The sequence below is a fragment of the Nocardiopsis sp. iso_186 genome, assembly GCF_056173365.1.
In genome coordinates this window covers 3,583,386-3,601,131 of sequence record NZ_CM149670.1, presented here as the reverse complement: position 1 = coordinate 3,601,131, position 17,746 = coordinate 3,583,386, and the positions used below count along the sequence as shown (strand labels likewise).

The window sequence follows — 17,746 nt, the reverse complement described above, 5'->3', positions numbered from 1 at the left end:
AAAATGTCCTCCGGGCATCCTAGGATTCTCCCTGTGGTGAAGACACAGGCGACCCCCGACCAGACACCGTCCCCCCGGCAGGAACGCTCGCGCCTGCTCTTGTTGGACGGTCATTCCATGGCGTTTCGCGCGTTCTTCGCGCTTCCCGCCGACAAGTTCGTCAACGGCGCGGGGCAGTCCACCAACGCCGTCTACGGCTTCACCTCGATGCTGATCAAGCTGCTGCGCGACGAGCGCCCCACGCACATCGCCGTCGCCTGGGACCGTTCCGAGCCAACCTTCCGCCACGAGGCGTACGGGGAGTACAAGGCCGGACGTTCGGAGACCCCGCAAGAGTTCCACGGCCAGATCGGCCTGCTCCAGGAGCTGATGGGCCTCATCGGCGTCACCAGCGTCTCGGTCGCCACCTATGAGGCCGACGACGTCATCGCCACCCTCGCGGTCCAGGGCGGTGCCGCCGGCATGGAGGTGCTCATCGCCTCCGGCGACCGCGACGCCTTCCAGCTGGTCACCGAAGACTGCACGGTCCTCTACCCCGGCAAGAGCCTCTCCGACCTCACCCGGATGACCCCCGAGGCCGTCGAGGCCAAGTACGCGGTCGCGCCCGAGCGCTACCGCGACCTCGCCGCGCTGGTGGGGGAGAAGGCCGACAACCTGCCCGGCGTCCCGGGCGTGGGCCCCAAGACGGCCGCCAAGTGGATCGCCAAGTACGGCTCGTTGGAAGAGATCGTGGCGCACGCCGACGAGATCACCGGCAAGGCGGGGCAGAACTTCCGCGACCACCTCTCCGACGTGCTGCGCAACCAGCAGCTCAACAAGCTCGACACCGAGACGCCCATCGATGCCGGCGTCACCGACATGACCATCGACGGCTGGGACCGCGAAGGCGTCAACACCCTGTTCGACACGCTGGAGTTCGCCTCCACCCTGCGCGACCGGCTGTTCGCGGTGCTGGGTACCGACGACGCCGACGAGAAGGCGCAGGAGGCCCCCGCCGAGGGCTTCACCGTCGAACTCGCGGTGCCCGGCACCGGCGAGCTCGCCGGTTGGCTGGCCGCCCACGCGGCGACCAACGCCCGGGCGGGCCTGGCCGTGGCCGGGTCCTGGGGGCACGGCGGCGGCGACGTCACCGGCCTGGCCATCGCGGTCCCCGCGGGGGCCGCCGCCTTCGTCAACCCCGCCGTCCTGGACCCCGCCGACGAGGCCGCGCTCACCGCGTGGCTGGCCGACCCCGAACGTCCCAAGGCCCTGCACGACGCGAAGGGGCCCATGCTGGCGCTGTGGTCCCGTGGGTGGGAACTGGCCGGGCTCGACTCCGACACCGCCGTCGCCGGGTATCTCGCACTGCCGGGGCGCCGCAACTTCGATCTCGCCGACCTCTGCACCCGCTACCTGGGCAGGGAACTCGCCGACGAGACCCCGGCCCAGGCCCAGCTGACCCTGGACATCGCCGACGACGCCGAGGACGAGGACGAGGCCGCGCGCACAGCCCTGGCGGTGCGCGCCCGCGCCACCCTCGACCTGGCACTGGCCCTGGACGCCGACCTCGCCAAGCGCGGTGCCACCCTCCTGCTGCACGACATCGAACTGCCGCTCGCCGCGGTCCTGGCGCGGATGGAGCGCACCGGTATCGCCGCCGACCGCGGTTACCTCGACGGGCTGGCGGAGGAGTTCGCGGCGGCGGTGCGCCAAGCGGTGGAGGAGGCCCACCGGGTCGTGGGCCGTGAGTTCAACCTGGGCTCGCCCAAGCAGTTGCAGCAGATCCTCTTCGACGAACTGGGGCTGCCCAAGACCAAGAAGATCAAGACCGGTTACACCACCGACGCCGACGCCCTCGCGTGGCTGGCCGCCCAGACCGACAACGAACTGCCGGTCATCCTGCTGCGCCACCGCGACCAGACCCGGCTGCGCACCACCGTCAACGGCCTGATCAAGACCATTGCCGACGACGGCCGCATCCACACCACCTACAACCAGACGGTGGCGGCCACCGGGCGCCTCAGCTCCACCGAGCCCAACCTGCAGAACATCCCCGTGCGCACCGACGCCGGGCGCCGTATCCGGCGCGCCTTCGTCGTGGGGGAGGGCTATGACTTCCTGCTCACCGCCGACTACAGCCAGATCGAGTTGCGCATCATGGCGCACCTGTCCGGTGACGAGGCGCTCATCGAGGCGTTCCAGACCGGCCACGACTTCCACGCCGAGATCGCCGCCCGGGTCTTCAAGCTGCCCGTGGACGAGGTGGCGGGGGAGGCGCGCGCCAAGATCAAGGCGATGAACTACGGGCTGGCCTACGGCCTCAGCGACTACGGACTGTCCCAGCAGCTGGGGATCACGCCCAAGGAGGCGCGGGTCCTCATGGAGGACTTCTTCGCCCAGTTCGGCAAGGTCCGGGATTACCTGGAAGCGGTCGTGGACCAGGCCCGCCGCGACGGCTACACCGCCACCATGCTGGGGCGCCGCCGCTACCTGCCCGATCTCAGCAGCGACAACCGCCAGCGCCGGGACATGGCCGAGCGTATGGCGCTCAACGCCCCCATCCAGGGGTCGGCCGCCGACATCATCAAGGTCGCGATGCTGGACGTGCAGCGGGCGCTGGAAGAGGCGGGCCACACGTCCCGTCTGCTGCTCCAGGTCCATGACGAACTCGTCCTGGAGGTCACGGAGGACGAGCTGGAGCCGGTCCGAAAACTGGTTTCGCGCAAGATGGCCGAAGCCTATGATCTGCGTGTGCCCCTCGCCGTCTCGGTGGGGGTCGGGGCCAACTGGCACGACGCCGCACACTGAGCCGCCCCGTCCGGGCGGTCCTCGTCGAGGAAAGGGAGGAACAGCCATGGCGAGCCCGCATTCGGTGCGATTGCGCGAGGACGAGCTGATGTGGCGTTTCTCCCGGTCCTCGGGGCCAGGCGGCCAGCACGTCAACACCTCCGACACCCGGGTGGCGCTGTCCGTGGACGTCACCGCCACCGTCGTGTTGACCGACGCCCAGCGCGAGCGCGCCCTCGACCGGCTGGCGTCCCGGCTGGTTTCGGGGGTGCTCACCGTGACCGCGCAGGACTCGCGGTCCCAGCAGCGCAATCGTGAACTGGCCCGGGAGCGGATGGCCGCGCTGCTCACCGAGGCGGCCGCGCCCCCGGCCCGCGCGCGTCGGGCGACCAAGCCCAGCCGGGGCGCCAAGGAGCGCCGGCTCCAGGGCAAGCGTCGCCGATCCGACGTCAAACGTTCTCGTGCGCGCCCCCAGGACGATTAGCCCCGGTCCTGGCCAGACCCGTGATCGTGGCATAGCATGTTGCCTCTGGCGGGGTCAAGGCCCGCCAGGCTCCAGGTCTGTGCCACTTGCCGCAAAAACCGACTAAAGACCCAAAAGTCCCGCCTGTGTGGTCGCTCCCGATTGACCAAGAAGCGTCTGTCTCATAGTCTGGTCGGAGCGTTGTGGATTCGCATGCCAAAGTTCCGGACGCGGAGTGCACGTTTTCTCCGTGGTCGGAAACCGAGTCGGTCGGCATCCGTGGTCGCTGGGTTATGGGGGCGCTTAAGCGCGAAGCCGCCGTATCGCCCAGCCGTACCAGCCGAATCCGAATCCGTGTGTTCTCACAGCGTGCCCAACTTCTATCCATGTCCGCATCCGGAGTCCACCCACACATGACGAGCAGCACCGAGGCCACCTCGACCACCCCGCAGGTAGCGGTCAACGACATCGGTTCAGAGGAAGCCTTCCTCGCCGCGATCGACGAGACCATCAAGTACTTCAACGACGGAGACATCGTTGAAGGCACCATCGTTAAGGTCGATCGAGACGAGGTCTTGCTCGACATCGGCTACAAGACCGAGGGTGTCATTCCCTCGCGCGAGTTGTCGATCAAGCACGACGTCAACCCCGGCGAGGTTGTCGCCGTCGGCGACCACGTTGAGGCCCTCGTCCTCCAGAAGGAGGACAAGGAAGGCCGCCTCATCCTGTCCAAGAAGCGCGCGCAGTACGAGCGCGCCTGGGGCACGATCGAGAAGATCAAGGAAGAGGACGGCGTCGTCACCGGCACCGTCATCGAGGTCGTCAAGGGTGGTCTCATCCTCGACATCGGCCTGCGCGGCTTCCTGCCCGCGTCCCTGGTCGAGATGCGTCGGGTCCGCGACCTCCAGCCCTACGTGGGCCGTGAGCTCGAAGCCAAGATCATCGAGCTGGACAAGAACCGCAACAACGTGGTCCTGTCCCGCCGTGCCTGGCTCGAGCAGACCCAGTCGGAGGTCCGCCAGACCTTCCTCAACACCCTCCAGAAGGGCCAGATCCGCAAGGGTGTGGTCTCCTCGATCGTCAACTTCGGTGCGTTCGTGGACCTGGGCGGCGTCAACGGCCTGGTGCACGTCTCCGAGCTGTCCTGGAAGCACATCGACCACCCCAGCGAGGTTGTCGAGGTCGGCCAGGAGGTCACGGTCGAGGTCCTGGACGTGGACATGGAGCGCGAGCGCGTCTCCCTGTCGCTGAAGGCGACCCAGGAAGACCCGTGGCAGCAGTTCGCCCGCACCCACCAGATCGGTCAGGTCGTCCCGGGCAAGGTCACCAAGCTGGTGCCCTTCGGTGCGTTCGTCCGTGTCGAGGAGGGCATCGAGGGCCTGGTCCACATCTCCGAGCTGGCCGAGCGCCACGTGGAGATCCCCGAGCAGGTCGTCCAGGTCGGCACCGAGATCTTCGTCAAGATCATCGACATCGACCTCGACCGTCGCCGGATCAGCCTCTCGCTGAAGCAGGCCAACGAGAGCGTCACGCCGGACCAGACCGAGTTCGACCCGACCCTCTACGGCATGGCCGCGGAGTACGACGAGCAGGGGAACTACAAGTACCCCGAGGGCTTCGACTCCGAGAGCGGCGAGTGGCTGGAGGGCTTCGAGGCCCAGCGCGACCAGTGGGAGGGCGAGTACGCCCTCGCGCAGTCCCGCTTCGAGGCGCACCGCAAGCAGGTCGAGGAGGCCCAGGCCGCCGAGGCCGAGGCAGCCGTCGAGGCTCCGTTCGAGAGCGAGCAGGCTCCGGCCGGCGGCTCCAGCTCGGCGTCGTCCTCGTCCAACGGTGCGAGCACCGGTGGGGCCCTGGCCTCCGACGAGGCGCTGGCCGCACTGCGCGAGAAGCTCGCCGGCGGTGCCGGCGACAGCTAGTCGCAACCGCGTGCGGGTGATCCGCAAGCACATGTAGGGGGCCGCCCCCGGCTTCGGCCGGGGGCGGCCCTTTGCTCGCATAGGATCACCCCCATGCTGAAAGTGGGACTCACCGGGGGAATCGGGTCGGGCAAGAGCGCGGTGGCCGCGCGATTGGCCGAGCGCGGAGCGGTCGTGATCGACGCGGACCGGATCGCGCGCGAGGTCGTGGAGCCGGGCACCCCTGCCCTTTCCGAGATCGTCGCGGAGTTCGGGGAAGCCGTCCTCACCCCGGAGGGAAAGCTGGACCGGCCCCGTCTCGGGGACATCGTGTTCGCCGACGCCGACCGGCTCGCCGCGCTCAACGCCATCGTGCACCCCCGGGTGGGGCGGCGCTCCCAGGAGCTGATGGCTGCCGCCGACCCCGACGCCGTCGTGGTCTACGACGTGCCGCTGCTCGTGGAGAACGGGCTCGTCGGGATGTACGACGTGGTGGTCGTGGTGGACGTCCCGGCCCGGACCCAGGTGGAACGCCTGGCGGCCACCCGGGGGATGTCCGAGGAACAGGCCCGCGCGCGGATCGACGCCCAGGCCACCCGCGAGGAGCGCCGCGCGGCGGCCGACGTCGTGGTGGACAACTCCGGTACCGTGGCCGACCTGGACACACGGGTCGCCGAACTGTGGGCCGACCTGGAGCGCCGAGCCGTCCGCGACTGACCGGCCGGCCCGCGGACGACAAGGAGCGCACCACCGTGCAGATCGACCTCACCGGTAGGACCGCCCTGGTAACGGGTTCCTCGCAGGGCATCGGGCTGGCCATCGCCACCGGCCTCGCCTCCGCGGGCGCACGCGTGGTCCTGACCGGCCGCGGCGCCGGCCGGCTGGACACCGCCGCCGAGAGCCTGCGCCGGGCGGTTCCGGGCACCCGGCCCACCCTGGTCGCCGCCGACATCACCACCGACGAGGGCACCGCCGCGCTTCTCGCCGCCGTGCCCTCGGTGGACATCCTGGTCAACAACCTCGGTGTCTTCGGGGCCCGCCCGGCGCTGGAGATCACCGACGACGAATGGCGTCGCTACTTCGAGACCAACGTCCTGACCGGGGTGCGGCTGACCCGCGCCTACCTGCCGGGGATGGCCGAACGCGGCTGGGGCCGCGTGCAGTACATCGCCAGCGACTCCGCGATCGTCGTCCCCGCGGAGATGATCCACTACGGCGTGTCCAAGACGGCGCTGCTTGGGGTGTCCCGCGGGTTCGCCAAGGAGGCCGCGGGAACGGGGGTGACCGTCAACTCCGTTATCGCCGGCCCCACCCACACCGGGGGAGTGGAGGACTTCGTCTACGAACTCGTGGACAGGGATCTGCCCTGGGAGCAGGCCCAGCGCGAGTTCATGCGCCTGCACCGTCCCCAGTCCCTCCTGGGGCGCCTGATCGAACCGGAGGAGATCGCCAACCTCGTCGTCTATCTCAGCTCCGCCCAGGCATCGGCGACCACCGGTGCCGCCGTGCGCGTGGACGGCGGTTACGTGGACTCGATCGTGCCGTAGCCGGATCTGGCGGGTGGGGGATGCTTGTCGTTCGTGCGTTCTGTGTCCATGTTCGATCGTGCCGTAGCCGGATCTGGCGGGTGGGGGATGCTTGTCGTTCGTGCGTTCTGTGTCCATGTTCGATCGTGCCGTAGCCGGACCTGGCGGGTGGGGGATGCTTGTCGTCCGTGCGTTCTGTGTCCATGTTCGATCGTGCCGTAGCCGGACCTGGCGGGTGCGGGACGCTTGCCGTCCGCGCGTTCCGCGCCCATGTTCGACGCCTGGTGTTCGGGGGTTGTCCCGCAGTGGGATGAGCGGTGCGGGGTTTCTCCGTCCGTCGTCGGTTCGCGCGGGTCCGCGAAGAACCCTGAACCCTTATCGCAGCTCACCCGGTGTTCTCCGAGAAAGTGAATCGGATTTTTCTTCCGGAATCCTTTGTTGTTCGTACGCGTGTTCGATAAAATAAGAGCATGAATCCCCCCGCCACCCTCGGCCTCCGCGAGGAGGTGCCCCCCGCCGCCCGTTCCCTCCCCACGGCGGTGGCCCCGTGGGTGCGCGCGGTCGATCCGGGGGCGCTCTCCAGTGGTGAGCTCCTGGAGTTCATCACCCGGATCGAGTCCGCCCGCCGGGAGCTGGCGGCGGTGCAACTGGCGGCCATGGCCGCCTTCACCGATCAGGCCCTGGCCCAGGCCCCCGTGCCGCGCCAGACCAGCGCGCACGAGGAGGCCGCGGCAGAGCTCGGCCTGGAACTCCAGTTGTCGCCCGGAGCCGCCGGAGCCCGGCTGTCCCACGCCTCCCGCCTGGTCGCGGACTTCCCCGGCATCCACCGCGCACTGGCCGACGGCGCGTTGGACGAGTCCCGCGCACGGACCATCTGCGACCTCCCGCCCGCCGACTGGCCGGCACCGCTGTGCGCGGCCTATGAGGCGCGCATGCTCGCTGAGGGCGGCACCCGCACGGGAACCCGGTTGAAGAACCTGGCCAAGCGGGTCATCGTCGAACTCGATCCGGACCGCGCCCGCGAACGGCACGGACGCACCATCGAGGCCCGCACCACGATGGTCGTGGACAACCACCCGGCGCACGGTCCGGGGACCGCCTCGTTCCTGGTCGCCGACATCGACACGGTCAACGCACTCGCCGTCCAGCAACGCCTCGGCGCGATCGCCCGAGGGCTCAAGCGCGACGGTGCGGCAGGGGGCCGTTCCATGGACCAACTCCGTGCCGACACCGCCGTGAGTCTCCTGCTGGGCCGCCTGCCCGCCACCAGCGGCCCCGAGATCCCGGCCGACCTCGCCGAACACGACGCCGCCGTATCCGCCGACGTCGAGCCCGTCGCCATCCCGGGGCTGGCAGGCCCCCGCCCGGCCGAATTCTCGCCGGTGGGCAAGCTGCACGTCATCATCCCGTTGTCGGCCCTGCCCGCCGAGTTGGGCGGCGCGACCAGCGAGGCGCTCGCCGAGATCTGCGGCCACGGTCCCATCCGGGCCGACGCCGCCCGCGCCCTCGCCCGGGAGGCCACCCACCGGGCCGCCCAGTGGTGCTTCACCGTCGTCGCCCCCGACGGCACCCCGCTCACGCACGGCCTCACCGCCTACCGCCCGCCGCGCGTCCTGCGCAGCCACATCGACTCCCGCGACCGCACCTGCCGGTTCCCGCACTGCCCGCGCCCGGCCGTCGAGTGCGACGCCGACCACACCCGCGCCCACCACCGGGGCGGCCCAACCGATCCCGGGAACCTCGCCGCGCTGTGCCGCAAGCACCACCGGCTCAAACAGCACCCGCACTGGCGCCTCACCCAGTCCGGTCCGGGCGTGTTGACCTGGCGCACTCCGCACCGGCGCGTGCACACCGTCCGGCCCGAGCCCTACCCGGGCGGGTAGCTCCGGCGGTGGCCTGGTCCGCCTCAGGAGCGCTTAGGAGCAACAGGGGGCGAAATTCGGCGGACAGACGTGCACGGTCCACTACCGTTGCCCCGGTCCCTGCGACGGCACGGTTGCCAGGCGTGCCTTGGGTAGGTAGAGGAACGTCAGGAGCCGGGGCGAGAAAGGGGTCCACCCCTCGCCCGGTTGGATCCTCCGCTCCGGTCCGGATCGAAAGGGGGAGCGATGGACCACGCTGCTTCGGCCGCCCGGCTCGTCGAGGTCGGCGGCCTGTCCGCGCGGTGGCGCCCCGTCCTCGAATCCGTGCGGCGCGATTCCTTTCTTCCCGACACCGTCTGGGACGCCTCCCTCCGTCCCGTGGTCCGTTCCCGGGAGCCCGGCCGCTGGAGCGAACTCGTCCACCGGGACGCCCCCGTCATCACCCAGCTCGACGACGGCGGCGGTTCGGGCCGTGGCTACGTCTCGTCCTCGGCGTCCATGCCCTCCGTCGTGGCGTTGATGCTCGGCGCACTCGCCCTCGACGACGGTATGACGGTCCTGGAGATCGGCACCGGCACCGGGTGGAACGCCGCGTTGCTGGCGGCCAGGCTGGGCGACGACCGGGTCACCACCGTCGAGGTGGACGCCGCGCTGGCCGAGCGTGCCCGCGTGAGCCTTGCCGCTGCCGGGGTCGATCCGCTGGTGGTGACCGCCGACGGCACGGCGGGCTGGCCCGCCGGGGCGCCCTACGATCGGGTGATCGCCACGGCGGCGGTGCGGTGGGTGCCGTACGCCTGGGTGGAGCAGACCCGGCCGGGCGGGCGCGTCGTCACCCCGTTCGGCACCGCGTTCCACAACGGCACCCTTTTGCCGCTCGACGTGGCCGGCGACGGCACCGCCTCGGGCCGCTTCGGGGAAGGTGTGGGCTTCATGTGGGTCCGCGACCAGCGCACCCCGCACGGGTCCGTGGAGGACCGGGTCGATCCCGCCCACGACTTCACCGAGACCGTCACGGGCCTGCACCCCTACGAACCCGTGTCGGGCTTCGACGCGTCCTTCGCGATCGGCCTGCGGGTGCCCGGAATGCTCTCCACGGTGGTCCACGACGACGCGGGCGGTGGGTTCACCGTCTACCTGATGGACCCGGGGACGGGCGCGGACACCGGAGCCGACACGGGATCGTGGGCGAGATGGCGGGTCACCGCCGACACCGTGGGGGAGTACCGGGTCCGCCAGCACGGCCCGCGCCGGCTGTTCGACGAACTCCGCGCCGCCTACGACTGGTGGCTGGGGCTCGGGAAGCCCGCCCACGACCGGTTCGGCCTCACAGTGGACGCGGACGGCCAGCGGGCGTGGCTGGACGATCCGGGCCGGGAGGTCGGCCCGGTCGGGTAGCGGCGCGCGGCAGGTGTCCGGTTAGAGGGCGTGGTCGCGGGCGGCGGTGAGGAAGGCATCCCATTCGGTGGCGGGGAAGGTGAGGTGGCCGTGGTGGGGGTGTTTGGAGTCGCGTAGGGCTGCGCCTGCGGTGAGGGGGGCGACTTCGAGGCAGTTCTGGCCTTGTCCGCTGTAGCTGCTCTTGTGAAACTTCAGTGTGGTCACTGGGCGCTCTCTAAAAAGGAAGCCGCCTCCTTGATGAAGGCGGCGGATCGGGACGTGCTGAGTGCGGAGCCCTGAATGTCGCCGAACGTCGCGTTGTACTGCTCCACGTCCTTCGGTTCTTCGAGGAACAACGAAGCGGTGACGGTTTCTACGTAGACAATCGGGGTGTCCAAGGGTTCTGGGAACTCCAGGATAGTAAACGGTGCCGCGAGCGCCGCGTGGGCGCCCGATTCGTAGGGAAGCACCTGGACGTCGATGTTGGGCAGTTGAGCCATGTGCAACAGGTACTTGAGCTGGTCCAGCATGACTTCCTTGCCGCCGATCATTCGACGCAAGGCTGCTTCGTCAATCACGGTCCTCAGGTGGGTCGGAGGGAAAGCGGTGAGGATGTCACGTCGTGAGGTCCGGAACTCCACCCGCCGCCGGATCTCATCTGCGCCCACGTAACGCCCGCCTCGAAAGATCGCCTCGGCGTATTCGGGTGTTTGCAGCAGACCGGGGATCGTCAACGCCTCAAAAGAGCGGATCACCGATGCCTCTGTCTCGAAGTCCGGTAGTGCCTGGTCTCCGAATACCTCCCGGTACTTCGACCACCAGCCTCGCTCCTTGGCGTCTCGGGCGAGCGCGTGCATGGCACTGCGTGTGTCGGGATCATCGAGCTTGTATAGGTCCATCAGCTTGTCCAAGTCACCGGGACTGATGCGCTTGGTCTCCGTGGTCTCCATCTTGGAGACCTTGCCCGCGCTCCACTTCAGTGCTTTGGCCACCTGTGGAGTCGTGTAGTTCGCTTTGACGCGGGCCTGGCGAAGCTTGGTTGCCAACCTGCGGAGGCGGAGGGAGGGGCTGTGCTGGGTGCTCATAGCGGAAGCCTAGATCAATAATTTTATGAATCGTAGAATTTTTCTATCGAAACTCTACGATTCACTATATGGTGAAAGTGTGGCCAGTGACCACCACATCACGCTCCGTTTCCCTGGTCACGCTACGCCCCGTCCGCCTCCGTGTCCGGGCAACGGACCTTCTCGCGGGCGATCGGCCCCTGCTTCCTTCCGCACGCCCGTTCTCCCCGAGGAGCCCGCATGTTCACCCTCACCCCCGTCCCGCCGATGCCCGAGGTGACGATCCCGCTCAACCTGCTGATCCCCAGCGGCTACGAGCACTACTTCAACCGCGCCTTCGAGGGCTTCCACTACACCTGCCGCGCCTTCACCTTCCGGGGCGAGCCGCTGCTGATGCCGATGGTGCACGCCTTCCTGGACACCTGCGCCGCCGCGCAAGGGGCGGAGTACCGCTTCCTGTTCGACCTGCTGGGCAGCGAACTCGTCGCCAACGCCCTGACGCACACCCGCTCGGGGTTGCCCGGCGAGACCTACACGCTGCGGGTGGACCGCTCGCCCACCGGAATGACGCTGACCTGCCGCGACGGCGGCGAGCTGGAGAGGACCGACCACGACCACCGCGACCGCTCCTACCTCGCCTCCCACCGCTTCGCCGACCGGCTCGCCGCCGAGACCGGGCGCGGCTTGGCCCTCGTGGACAGCATCGCCACGTCCTGGGGCGACAACGGCTTCCGCAGCCACCGGCAGGTGTGGTTCCACCTCGCCTACGACCTGTCGGGAAGCGCCTGGCCGCACGTCTGAGCCATCACGCCGCCGGGGAATCCTCCGCCACCCGACGGTTGTTGTCATAGCCCGGGGATACGGTTGGGTCCGAGGGTGGATCATGTCCGACGGGGGAGTTGAGGCGACGTGCGTCCGGTGACCGATATCGAGCGTTCGCTCAAGCCGTTCGAGGTCATCTCCGAGATGACCCCGGCCGGCGACCAGCCCGCCGCGATCGCGGAGCTGGCCAAGCGGGCCACCGCCGGCGAGCGCGACATGGTGCTGCTGGGCGCCACCGGAACGGGAAAGACCGCCACCGTCGCGTGGCTGGTGGAGAAACTCCAGCGCCCCACGCTGGTCATGCAGCCCAACAAGACCCTGGCCGCGCAGTTCGCCAACGAGCTGCGCGACATGCTGCCCAACAACGCCGTCGAGTACTTCGTCTCCTACTACGACTACTACCAGCCCGAGGCGTACGTCCCCCAGACCGACACCTTCATCGAGAAGGACTCCTCCATCAACGAGGAGGTCGAGCGGCTGCGCCACTCGGCGACCAACTCGCTGCTCACCCGGCGCGACACCATCGTCGTCTCCTCGGTCTCCTGCATCTACGGCCTGGGCACCCCGCAGGAGTACGTCAACCGCATGGCCACCATCAAGGTCGGCATGGAGGCGGACCGCGACGACCTCCTGCGCCGACTGGTGCAGATGCAGTACACCCGCAACGACTACGCCTTCACCCGCGGCACCTTCCGGGTGCGCGGCGACACCATCGAGATCATCCCGGTCTACGAGGAACTCGCCATCCGCATCGAGATGTTCGGCGACGAGGTCGAGCGGCTGCTCACCCTGCACCCCCTCACCGGCGAGGTGATCGGCGAGGACGAGCAGATGTACATCTTCCCCGCCTCGCACTACGTGGCCGGCCCCGAGCGCATGGAGCGCTCCATCAAGGACATCGGCACCGAGCTCACCTCGCGCCTCGCCGAGCTGGAAGGCGCGGGCAAGCTGCTGGAGGCCCAGCGGCTGCGCATGCGCACCACCTACGACCTCGAGATGCTGGAGCAGATGGGCATGTGCTCCGGGATCGAGAACTATTCGATGCACTTCGACGGCCGCGCGCCCGGAACCCCGCCCAACACGCTCCTGGACTACTTCCCCGAGGACTTCCTGCTGGTCGTGGACGAGTCGCACGTGACCATCCCGCAGATCGGCGGCATGTACGAGGGCGACGCCGCGCGCAAGCGCACCCTGGTTGACCACGGCTTCCGGCTTCCCTCGGCGATGGACAACCGGCCGTTGAAGGCCGACGAGTTCCGCGAACGGATCGGCCAGACCGTCTACCTCTCGGCGACCCCGGGGCGCTACGAGCTGGAACGCGTGGGCGGCGACGTCGTCGAGCAGGTCATCCGGCCCACCGGCCTGGTCAACCCCGAGGTCGTGGTCAAGCCGACCGACGGCCAGATCGACGACCTCGTCCACGAGATCCGGGTGCGGGCGGAGCGCGACGAGCGGGTGCTGGTCACCACGCTCACCAAGAAGATGTCGGAGGACCTCACCGACTACCTCACCGATCTCGGTATCCGGGTGCGCTACCTGCACAGCGAGGTTGACACGCTGCGCCGGGTCGAGCTGCTGCGCGAGCTGCGCGCGGGCGAGTACGACGTCCTCGTCGGCATCAACCTGCTGCGCGAGGGGCTGGACCTGCCGGAGGTCTCGCTGGTGGCGATCCTGGACGCCGACAAGGAGGGGTTCCTGCGCTCGGGCACCTCGCTGATCCAGACCATCGGCCGCGCGGCGCGCAACGTGGCCGGACAGGTGCACATGTACGCCGACCGGATCACCGACTCGATGGAGAGCGCCATCGAGGAGACCAACCGGCGCCGCGCCAAGCAGATCGCCTACAACGAAGAGCACGGCATCGACCCCCAGCCGTTGCGCAAGAAGATCGCTGACATCCTCGACTCCCTCAACCGCGAGGACCTCGACACCGAGTCCCTGTTGGAGGGCGGGTACCGCAAGGAGAACCGCGGGCGCGCCCCGGTGCCGGGCCTGGCCCGGCACGGCGGTGCGGAGCGCTCAGCGGAGGTCTCGGCGATGCCGAGGGCGGAGCTGGCCGATCTCGTGGAGCAGTTGACGGCGCAGATGCACCAGGCGGCCACCGACCTCCAGTTCGAGCTCGCCGCCCGGCTGCGCGACGAGATCAAGGAGCTCAAGCGGGAGCTGCGCGGCATGGAGGAAGCCGGGATGGGCTGAGAGGCGCAGCCGCCCCGCGGGTGCCCTGTTGCATGGGGCGAACGCCTACACGGCCAAGCCGGGTTCAAAGTAGCCCGGCGTGCGGAACAGGCCCGTGAAGGTCCCCGGGCCGTGGCGTTCGTCCAGCCACGCCCCCAGCTCCGGCGCATCACCGTTGATGATGGCGGCGAGTAGACGTGTGTGGCACTCGCTCTCCTCCCCGGGGGCGAACTCCGAGAGGAAGTGCGCGTATCGGCGGTTGACACCTTCCTCGTAGCCGCTGAGGGCTGCCGCGTAGAGCGTCTGTTCTTCGCTTTCCGGTACGTCCACCACGCGCCGGGTGTCCTCCTCCGTCAACGTTCCCGTCACGTCTCGGAAGGTGAGTGTGCCGAGAATGTCTGAAGGTTCCGTCAAACCGAACCGTTCTGCTGTCTGTCGGGTGATGGAACGCGCCTCTTTGTCACACGCTCCTTCCATGACTATTCCGAGATTTCGCGTGTGGCGGCTTCCGTGCTGATCGGCAGCCGAGTAGGACTGCCCGGTTGCGCGGCGATAGTTGATTCCGTACTGCGTGCGGACGGGGATGCCTGCCACTTCCACGTACCGCCTACGCGATCCGTAGTGAAGGCAGTCATGCGCGTACGCACGCAGCAGGTCGAGCAGGGCCAGAGCGGGGCGTTCGGGGTTCCGTCGTTCCATGGGGCCGTACATGGTGATGACGGCCATCATTTGAAGGTGTCGGTATCCCTGATCCGGGTGGTGGAACCCGCCGAAGGCACCGACACGCGAGGATTCGCAGCCGATCAGTACGCGGTCGAGCGGCAACATCTTCGTCAACCCGCATCCGGCGTACCGACGCCTGGCCGTTTCTGCACCTGCATAAAACAGCGCGGTATCGATGCCATGAGCCGTCCATCGGTTGAGCGTTTCCGAGAGAGGCCGGAACACGTGGGCCGGGTGCTTTCCCGTGAGCGAAGACGCGTCGGCGCGCATGGCTGCCAGCATCGCCATTGCCTTGACGCCGGTGACGGACTCGTTCGGGGAGAGTTCCGTCAGGTCGCCGCCCCCGCCCTGATGAGTTGGACGTGGGACTCTTGTATCCCTTCCGGGAGCGTGTCCGGGCTGAACCATTTCGCCTCCAGAATCTCGAAGCTGTCGAGCTTGAGAGTTCCACCCACGTGAAGCGCCTCGTAGGCGATTTCCGCGCGGAGCTTGTAGCCGCTGGTCACCTGGACCAGTCGGCCAGGAAGGACTTCGAGACCAGTTTCCTCCCGAACCTCTCGAACGATGGTTTTCGGGAACTCTTCACTCTTGATCGCATAACCGGTGGGAAGTCCCCATGGCCGCTCTGCGGGCCACATTCGGTGTTTGAGAAGCAGGATCTCCCCCGCCTCGTTCCGCACCACGCCCGTCACGCCGATCATGAATTTGGCGTGCGCGAACCACAGGAAGCGCCATTGCAGGGGTCCGCGAATGAGCTTCCACATTCGGGCAATGATGCGCTTCATACGCACTCTTTCGATAGGGCAAGCGTTGGACGCGCTTGCGATGTTTGCTCAACCTATGCCGTCGGGTGTGGGTCATGCCCAGGCTGGCCCCCGGGGCAAGTCACGTAATCGCCGTGTCTGGTGCCGGTCTCTGTCGCCGCTACTGCCATGCTGTCCCCGCCTCCCGTGTTGGTGAGTACGAGGAAATGATCCCTCAAGCTAGCCCGAACTCAGCGCTTTATTGGCGTTGTCGGGTAAAAATCATCGACCACTCGGACAACAGTCCCCGACAGTTTTCACCCCAAACCGTATATTCCTCGTACCTGTCGAAGTCATCTCGGTAAGCGTTCACGTCTCGGTGGTCCCGGAGGGTCAGAGCCCCGGTTCCGGTTTCCACAGTGGCAAGGCGCCGGTCGTAGACCGTGAAAGTGTTCAACGGCCGTTCCGGAATATGGCCGGTGAGAGGGAGAACACCTAACTGGACGTTGGGCAGGCGGGAAACCGATGCCAATCGATCCAATTGCATAGCCATTGCAAGAGGGGGAAGGATGGGCCACCTGGCAGCCTGCTCGGTCAGGATGAAAGTGAACGACTTCTCAGTGTCGAGCAGGATGCTCTGTCGTTCAAGTTTCTTGGCAATTGTTTTTTGTTGATCGCCGGAGACATCGGCGATGCTCGCCCGAACATAGTCGGGTGTGGCGAGTAGGCCGGTGACCATGGAGAGCAGAAAGAAACGGAACTCCTTGGTTCTCGCCTCCAGACGTGCCAACTCATTCTGCTTTTTGTCCAATCCCCTGCGGCGAGACGTCCAATGATCTTGCCACTCAGTGTTGGCGGAGCGGGCAAGCGACAGGATTTCAGTAGCTAGCGGACCGTTGGCGCCCAGGGATTCAAGGATCAGCTCGACATCGACTATGGCGGGGGTCAACTTGCCGCTTTCGATGTTGCTCACCTTGGTCTGACTCATGTTGCAGCGCTTGGCGAGCCGCACCTGAGTCCATCCGGCCCGGTTGCGCTCCTCCTTCAAGGCTGCCGCTAGATCTGACCTGGAACGTCTCAGCGCCCCGGGATCAAAGGCCAAGGCCCTTCACATACTCCTCGAAGGAAACCGACTCATCGACCGCGATCCGCTGGTAGTCAAGGAACGGCGCAACGTCGCCATGGAACACTTCTCGGCCGATCTGCCGACCGTCGGAGTGGTAGTTCATGAGGACCACTTCAAAACGGTCGAACATCCAAAAATCCTGTACTCCCTCAAGAGGGTTGGGTCGATCCGTCACGTCGAGAATGCGGATTCGTTCACCGGCCAGCGAGTGGGCCTTGTAGTAGTGGTGGAACTCGAACCGAAGGTAGTCGGACAGCGGGCGAGTCAGCACATGAACCCGGCCTTGGCTTCGTCCCTGTGTGACTTGCCGGCGCAACCGGTCGGTGTACTCGTTCGACACGGATGCCGGATCGATGCGAGCACCGTCCCTGAATGCCTCGAACTCCTCCGCTTCCTGGGGCATGAGGTATTGAGGCAGAGTCTCCAGACGCCAGGCTTCCCGCTGAAATCCTTCAAAGCGAGCAGCCCACTCCTCACCAGCCAAGAGCACGAACAGCCTCCCTCAACGTCTCCTCGGGAATCTCCACGAGCCCTTCCCCGTCAGGCGCCTTGAAGGCATCGGACATGTCGCCCTGGACCACGAATGATCCCGATGCGGTCCGGTAGACGTTCGGGCAATCGTCCTTACCGCACGTACCGTTTTCGTTGCCGGTAAGCCGGATCAGTCCTTCACGAGCCATGACCACGAACCCCCTCGGACGACCCCTGCGGGCCGGTTGTCACGACCGTACGAGTGGCGCACCTGAGCCGTCTATGCGGGATCCCCAATATTTGCGTCATCGCATAAACCGGCCCATCCGCGAGAGCATCGGGGCAACCCGGCGTGGGGCGGATTGCCCGTAGTGGAAGCGCGCGTTGATATCCTCGCGACTCCCGGTACCGATGCCGCACTCGTCCGGCAACCGCCTCGTTACGGTTCCACGGCTCGAAACCGGTCCCAACAGTGGGTTCCTTGTGCTGGTGGGCATCCCCCGTAGAAATGGATGGGGTGGCCGTCGCCGGGCTCGACCAGGACCGGACGCCGCCGTTTCGACGCTCCGGGACTACTGATCCTGAGCGGGGGAGGCCCCGGCAGGCAACGAGTCCAGCCTGCGGTGACCGCTTTCGGTCGCCGTCCGTACCCGAATCGTCGCCGTGGCGAACCGTGGCGGGCCCGCGCGCGTCCAATCATCGGGTGGCCGAGCAGCCGGCCGCCCGATCACGACTT

At 67.6% G+C, this 17,746-nt stretch carries 15 protein-coding genes; 9 read left to right on the top strand and 6 right to left on the bottom strand.

Annotated features, from left to right (window positions below; genetic code table 11):
* Positions 1-33 precede the first annotated feature (33 nt).
* The 7 genes from polA (at position 34) to AC0VYP_RS15720 (ending at position 9,907) form a co-directional block, all read left to right on the top strand.
* Entirely contained in the window at positions 34-2,787 is a 2,754-nt protein-coding gene (gene polA, locus AC0VYP_RS15750; RefSeq protein WP_475470430.1) for a DNA polymerase I, read from the top strand.
* 46 nt (positions 2,788-2,833) lie between these two features.
* Positions 2,834-3,250, top strand: a complete 417-nt coding sequence (arfB, locus tag AC0VYP_RS15745; protein ID WP_285756775.1) for an alternative ribosome rescue aminoacyl-tRNA hydrolase ArfB — start codon at positions 2,834-2,836, stop codon at positions 3,248-3,250.
* A gap of 392 nt (positions 3,251-3,642) precedes the next feature.
* A complete protein-coding gene (rpsA, locus tag AC0VYP_RS15740; RefSeq protein ID WP_475470428.1) occupies positions 3,643-5,145 on the top strand; it encodes a 30S ribosomal protein S1 in 1,503 nt (500 codons plus the stop codon).
* A gap of 93 nt (positions 5,146-5,238) precedes the next feature.
* Positions 5,239-5,841 carry a dephospho-CoA kinase gene (gene coaE, locus AC0VYP_RS15735; RefSeq protein WP_475470427.1) on the top strand — a complete coding sequence of 201 codons (603 nt, stop codon included), beginning with the start codon at positions 5,239-5,241 and terminating at the stop codon, positions 5,839-5,841.
* A 35-nt stretch (positions 5,842-5,876) separates the two neighbouring features.
* Positions 5,877-6,671, top strand: coding sequence for an SDR family NAD(P)-dependent oxidoreductase (locus tag AC0VYP_RS15730; protein ID WP_285756772.1), 795 nt, complete (start codon positions 5,877-5,879; stop codon positions 6,669-6,671).
* Between the two features lie 449 nt (positions 6,672-7,120).
* Positions 7,121-8,533, top strand: coding sequence for an HNH endonuclease signature motif containing protein (locus AC0VYP_RS15725; protein WP_475470426.1), 1,413 nt, complete (start codon positions 7,121-7,123; stop codon positions 8,531-8,533).
* Between the two features lie 225 nt (positions 8,534-8,758).
* Positions 8,759-9,907: a methyltransferase domain-containing protein gene (locus tag AC0VYP_RS15720; RefSeq protein ID WP_475470425.1), complete on the top strand. Its 1,149-nt coding sequence runs from the start codon at positions 8,759-8,761 to the stop codon at positions 9,905-9,907.
* Positions 9,908-9,928: 21 nt separating this feature from the next.
* On the opposite strand, the gene AC0VYP_RS15715 is transcribed toward AC0VYP_RS15720, so the two are convergent.
* Together AC0VYP_RS15715 and AC0VYP_RS15710 are read right to left on the bottom strand one after the other, a co-directional pair.
* On the bottom strand, positions 9,929-10,111 hold the full coding sequence (locus AC0VYP_RS15715; RefSeq protein ID WP_475470424.1) for a DUF397 domain-containing protein: 183 nt from the start codon (positions 10,109-10,111) through the stop codon (positions 9,929-9,931).
* Entirely contained in the window at positions 10,108-10,971 is an 864-nt protein-coding gene (locus AC0VYP_RS15710) for a helix-turn-helix domain-containing protein (protein WP_475470422.1), read from the bottom strand. The genes AC0VYP_RS15715 and AC0VYP_RS15710 overlap by 4 nt, the downstream gene beginning before the upstream one ends.
* Before the next feature lie 219 nt (positions 10,972-11,190).
* Between AC0VYP_RS15710 and AC0VYP_RS15705 the strand changes: the two genes are divergently transcribed.
* Both AC0VYP_RS15705 and uvrB read left to right on the top strand, forming a co-directional pair.
* Positions 11,191-11,751 carry an ATP-binding protein gene (locus AC0VYP_RS15705; protein WP_475470420.1) on the top strand — a complete coding sequence of 187 codons (561 nt, stop codon included), beginning with the start codon at positions 11,191-11,193 and terminating at the stop codon, positions 11,749-11,751.
* 108 nt (positions 11,752-11,859) lie between these two features.
* Complete coding sequence (gene uvrB, locus AC0VYP_RS15700; RefSeq protein WP_475470419.1) at positions 11,860-13,968, top strand: excinuclease ABC subunit UvrB; 2,109 nt, start codon at positions 11,860-11,862, stop codon at positions 13,966-13,968.
* Between the two features lie 45 nt (positions 13,969-14,013).
* On the opposite strand, the gene AC0VYP_RS15695 is transcribed toward uvrB, so the two are convergent.
* From AC0VYP_RS15695 to AC0VYP_RS15680, 4 genes are all read right to left on the bottom strand, one after another.
* A complete protein-coding gene (locus tag AC0VYP_RS15695) occupies positions 14,014-14,952 on the bottom strand; it encodes a hypothetical protein (protein WP_475470418.1) in 939 nt (312 codons plus the stop codon).
* Between the two features lie 47 nt (positions 14,953-14,999).
* Positions 15,000-15,455 carry an NUDIX domain-containing protein gene (locus AC0VYP_RS15690; protein WP_285756763.1) on the bottom strand — a complete coding sequence of 152 codons (456 nt, stop codon included), beginning with the start codon at positions 15,453-15,455 and terminating at the stop codon, positions 15,000-15,002.
* Positions 15,456-15,672: 217 nt separating this feature from the next.
* Entirely contained in the window at positions 15,673-16,515 is an 843-nt protein-coding gene (locus AC0VYP_RS15685; RefSeq protein WP_475470417.1) for a helix-turn-helix domain-containing protein, read from the bottom strand.
* The gene (locus AC0VYP_RS15680; RefSeq protein WP_285756761.1) at positions 16,505-17,029 is read right to left on the bottom strand and encodes a DUF6879 family protein; all 525 of its coding nucleotides are present in this window, start codon (positions 17,027-17,029) and stop codon (positions 16,505-16,507) included. Before AC0VYP_RS15680 ends, AC0VYP_RS15685 begins: the two co-directional genes overlap by 11 nt.
* Positions 17,030-17,746 lie beyond the last annotated feature (717 nt).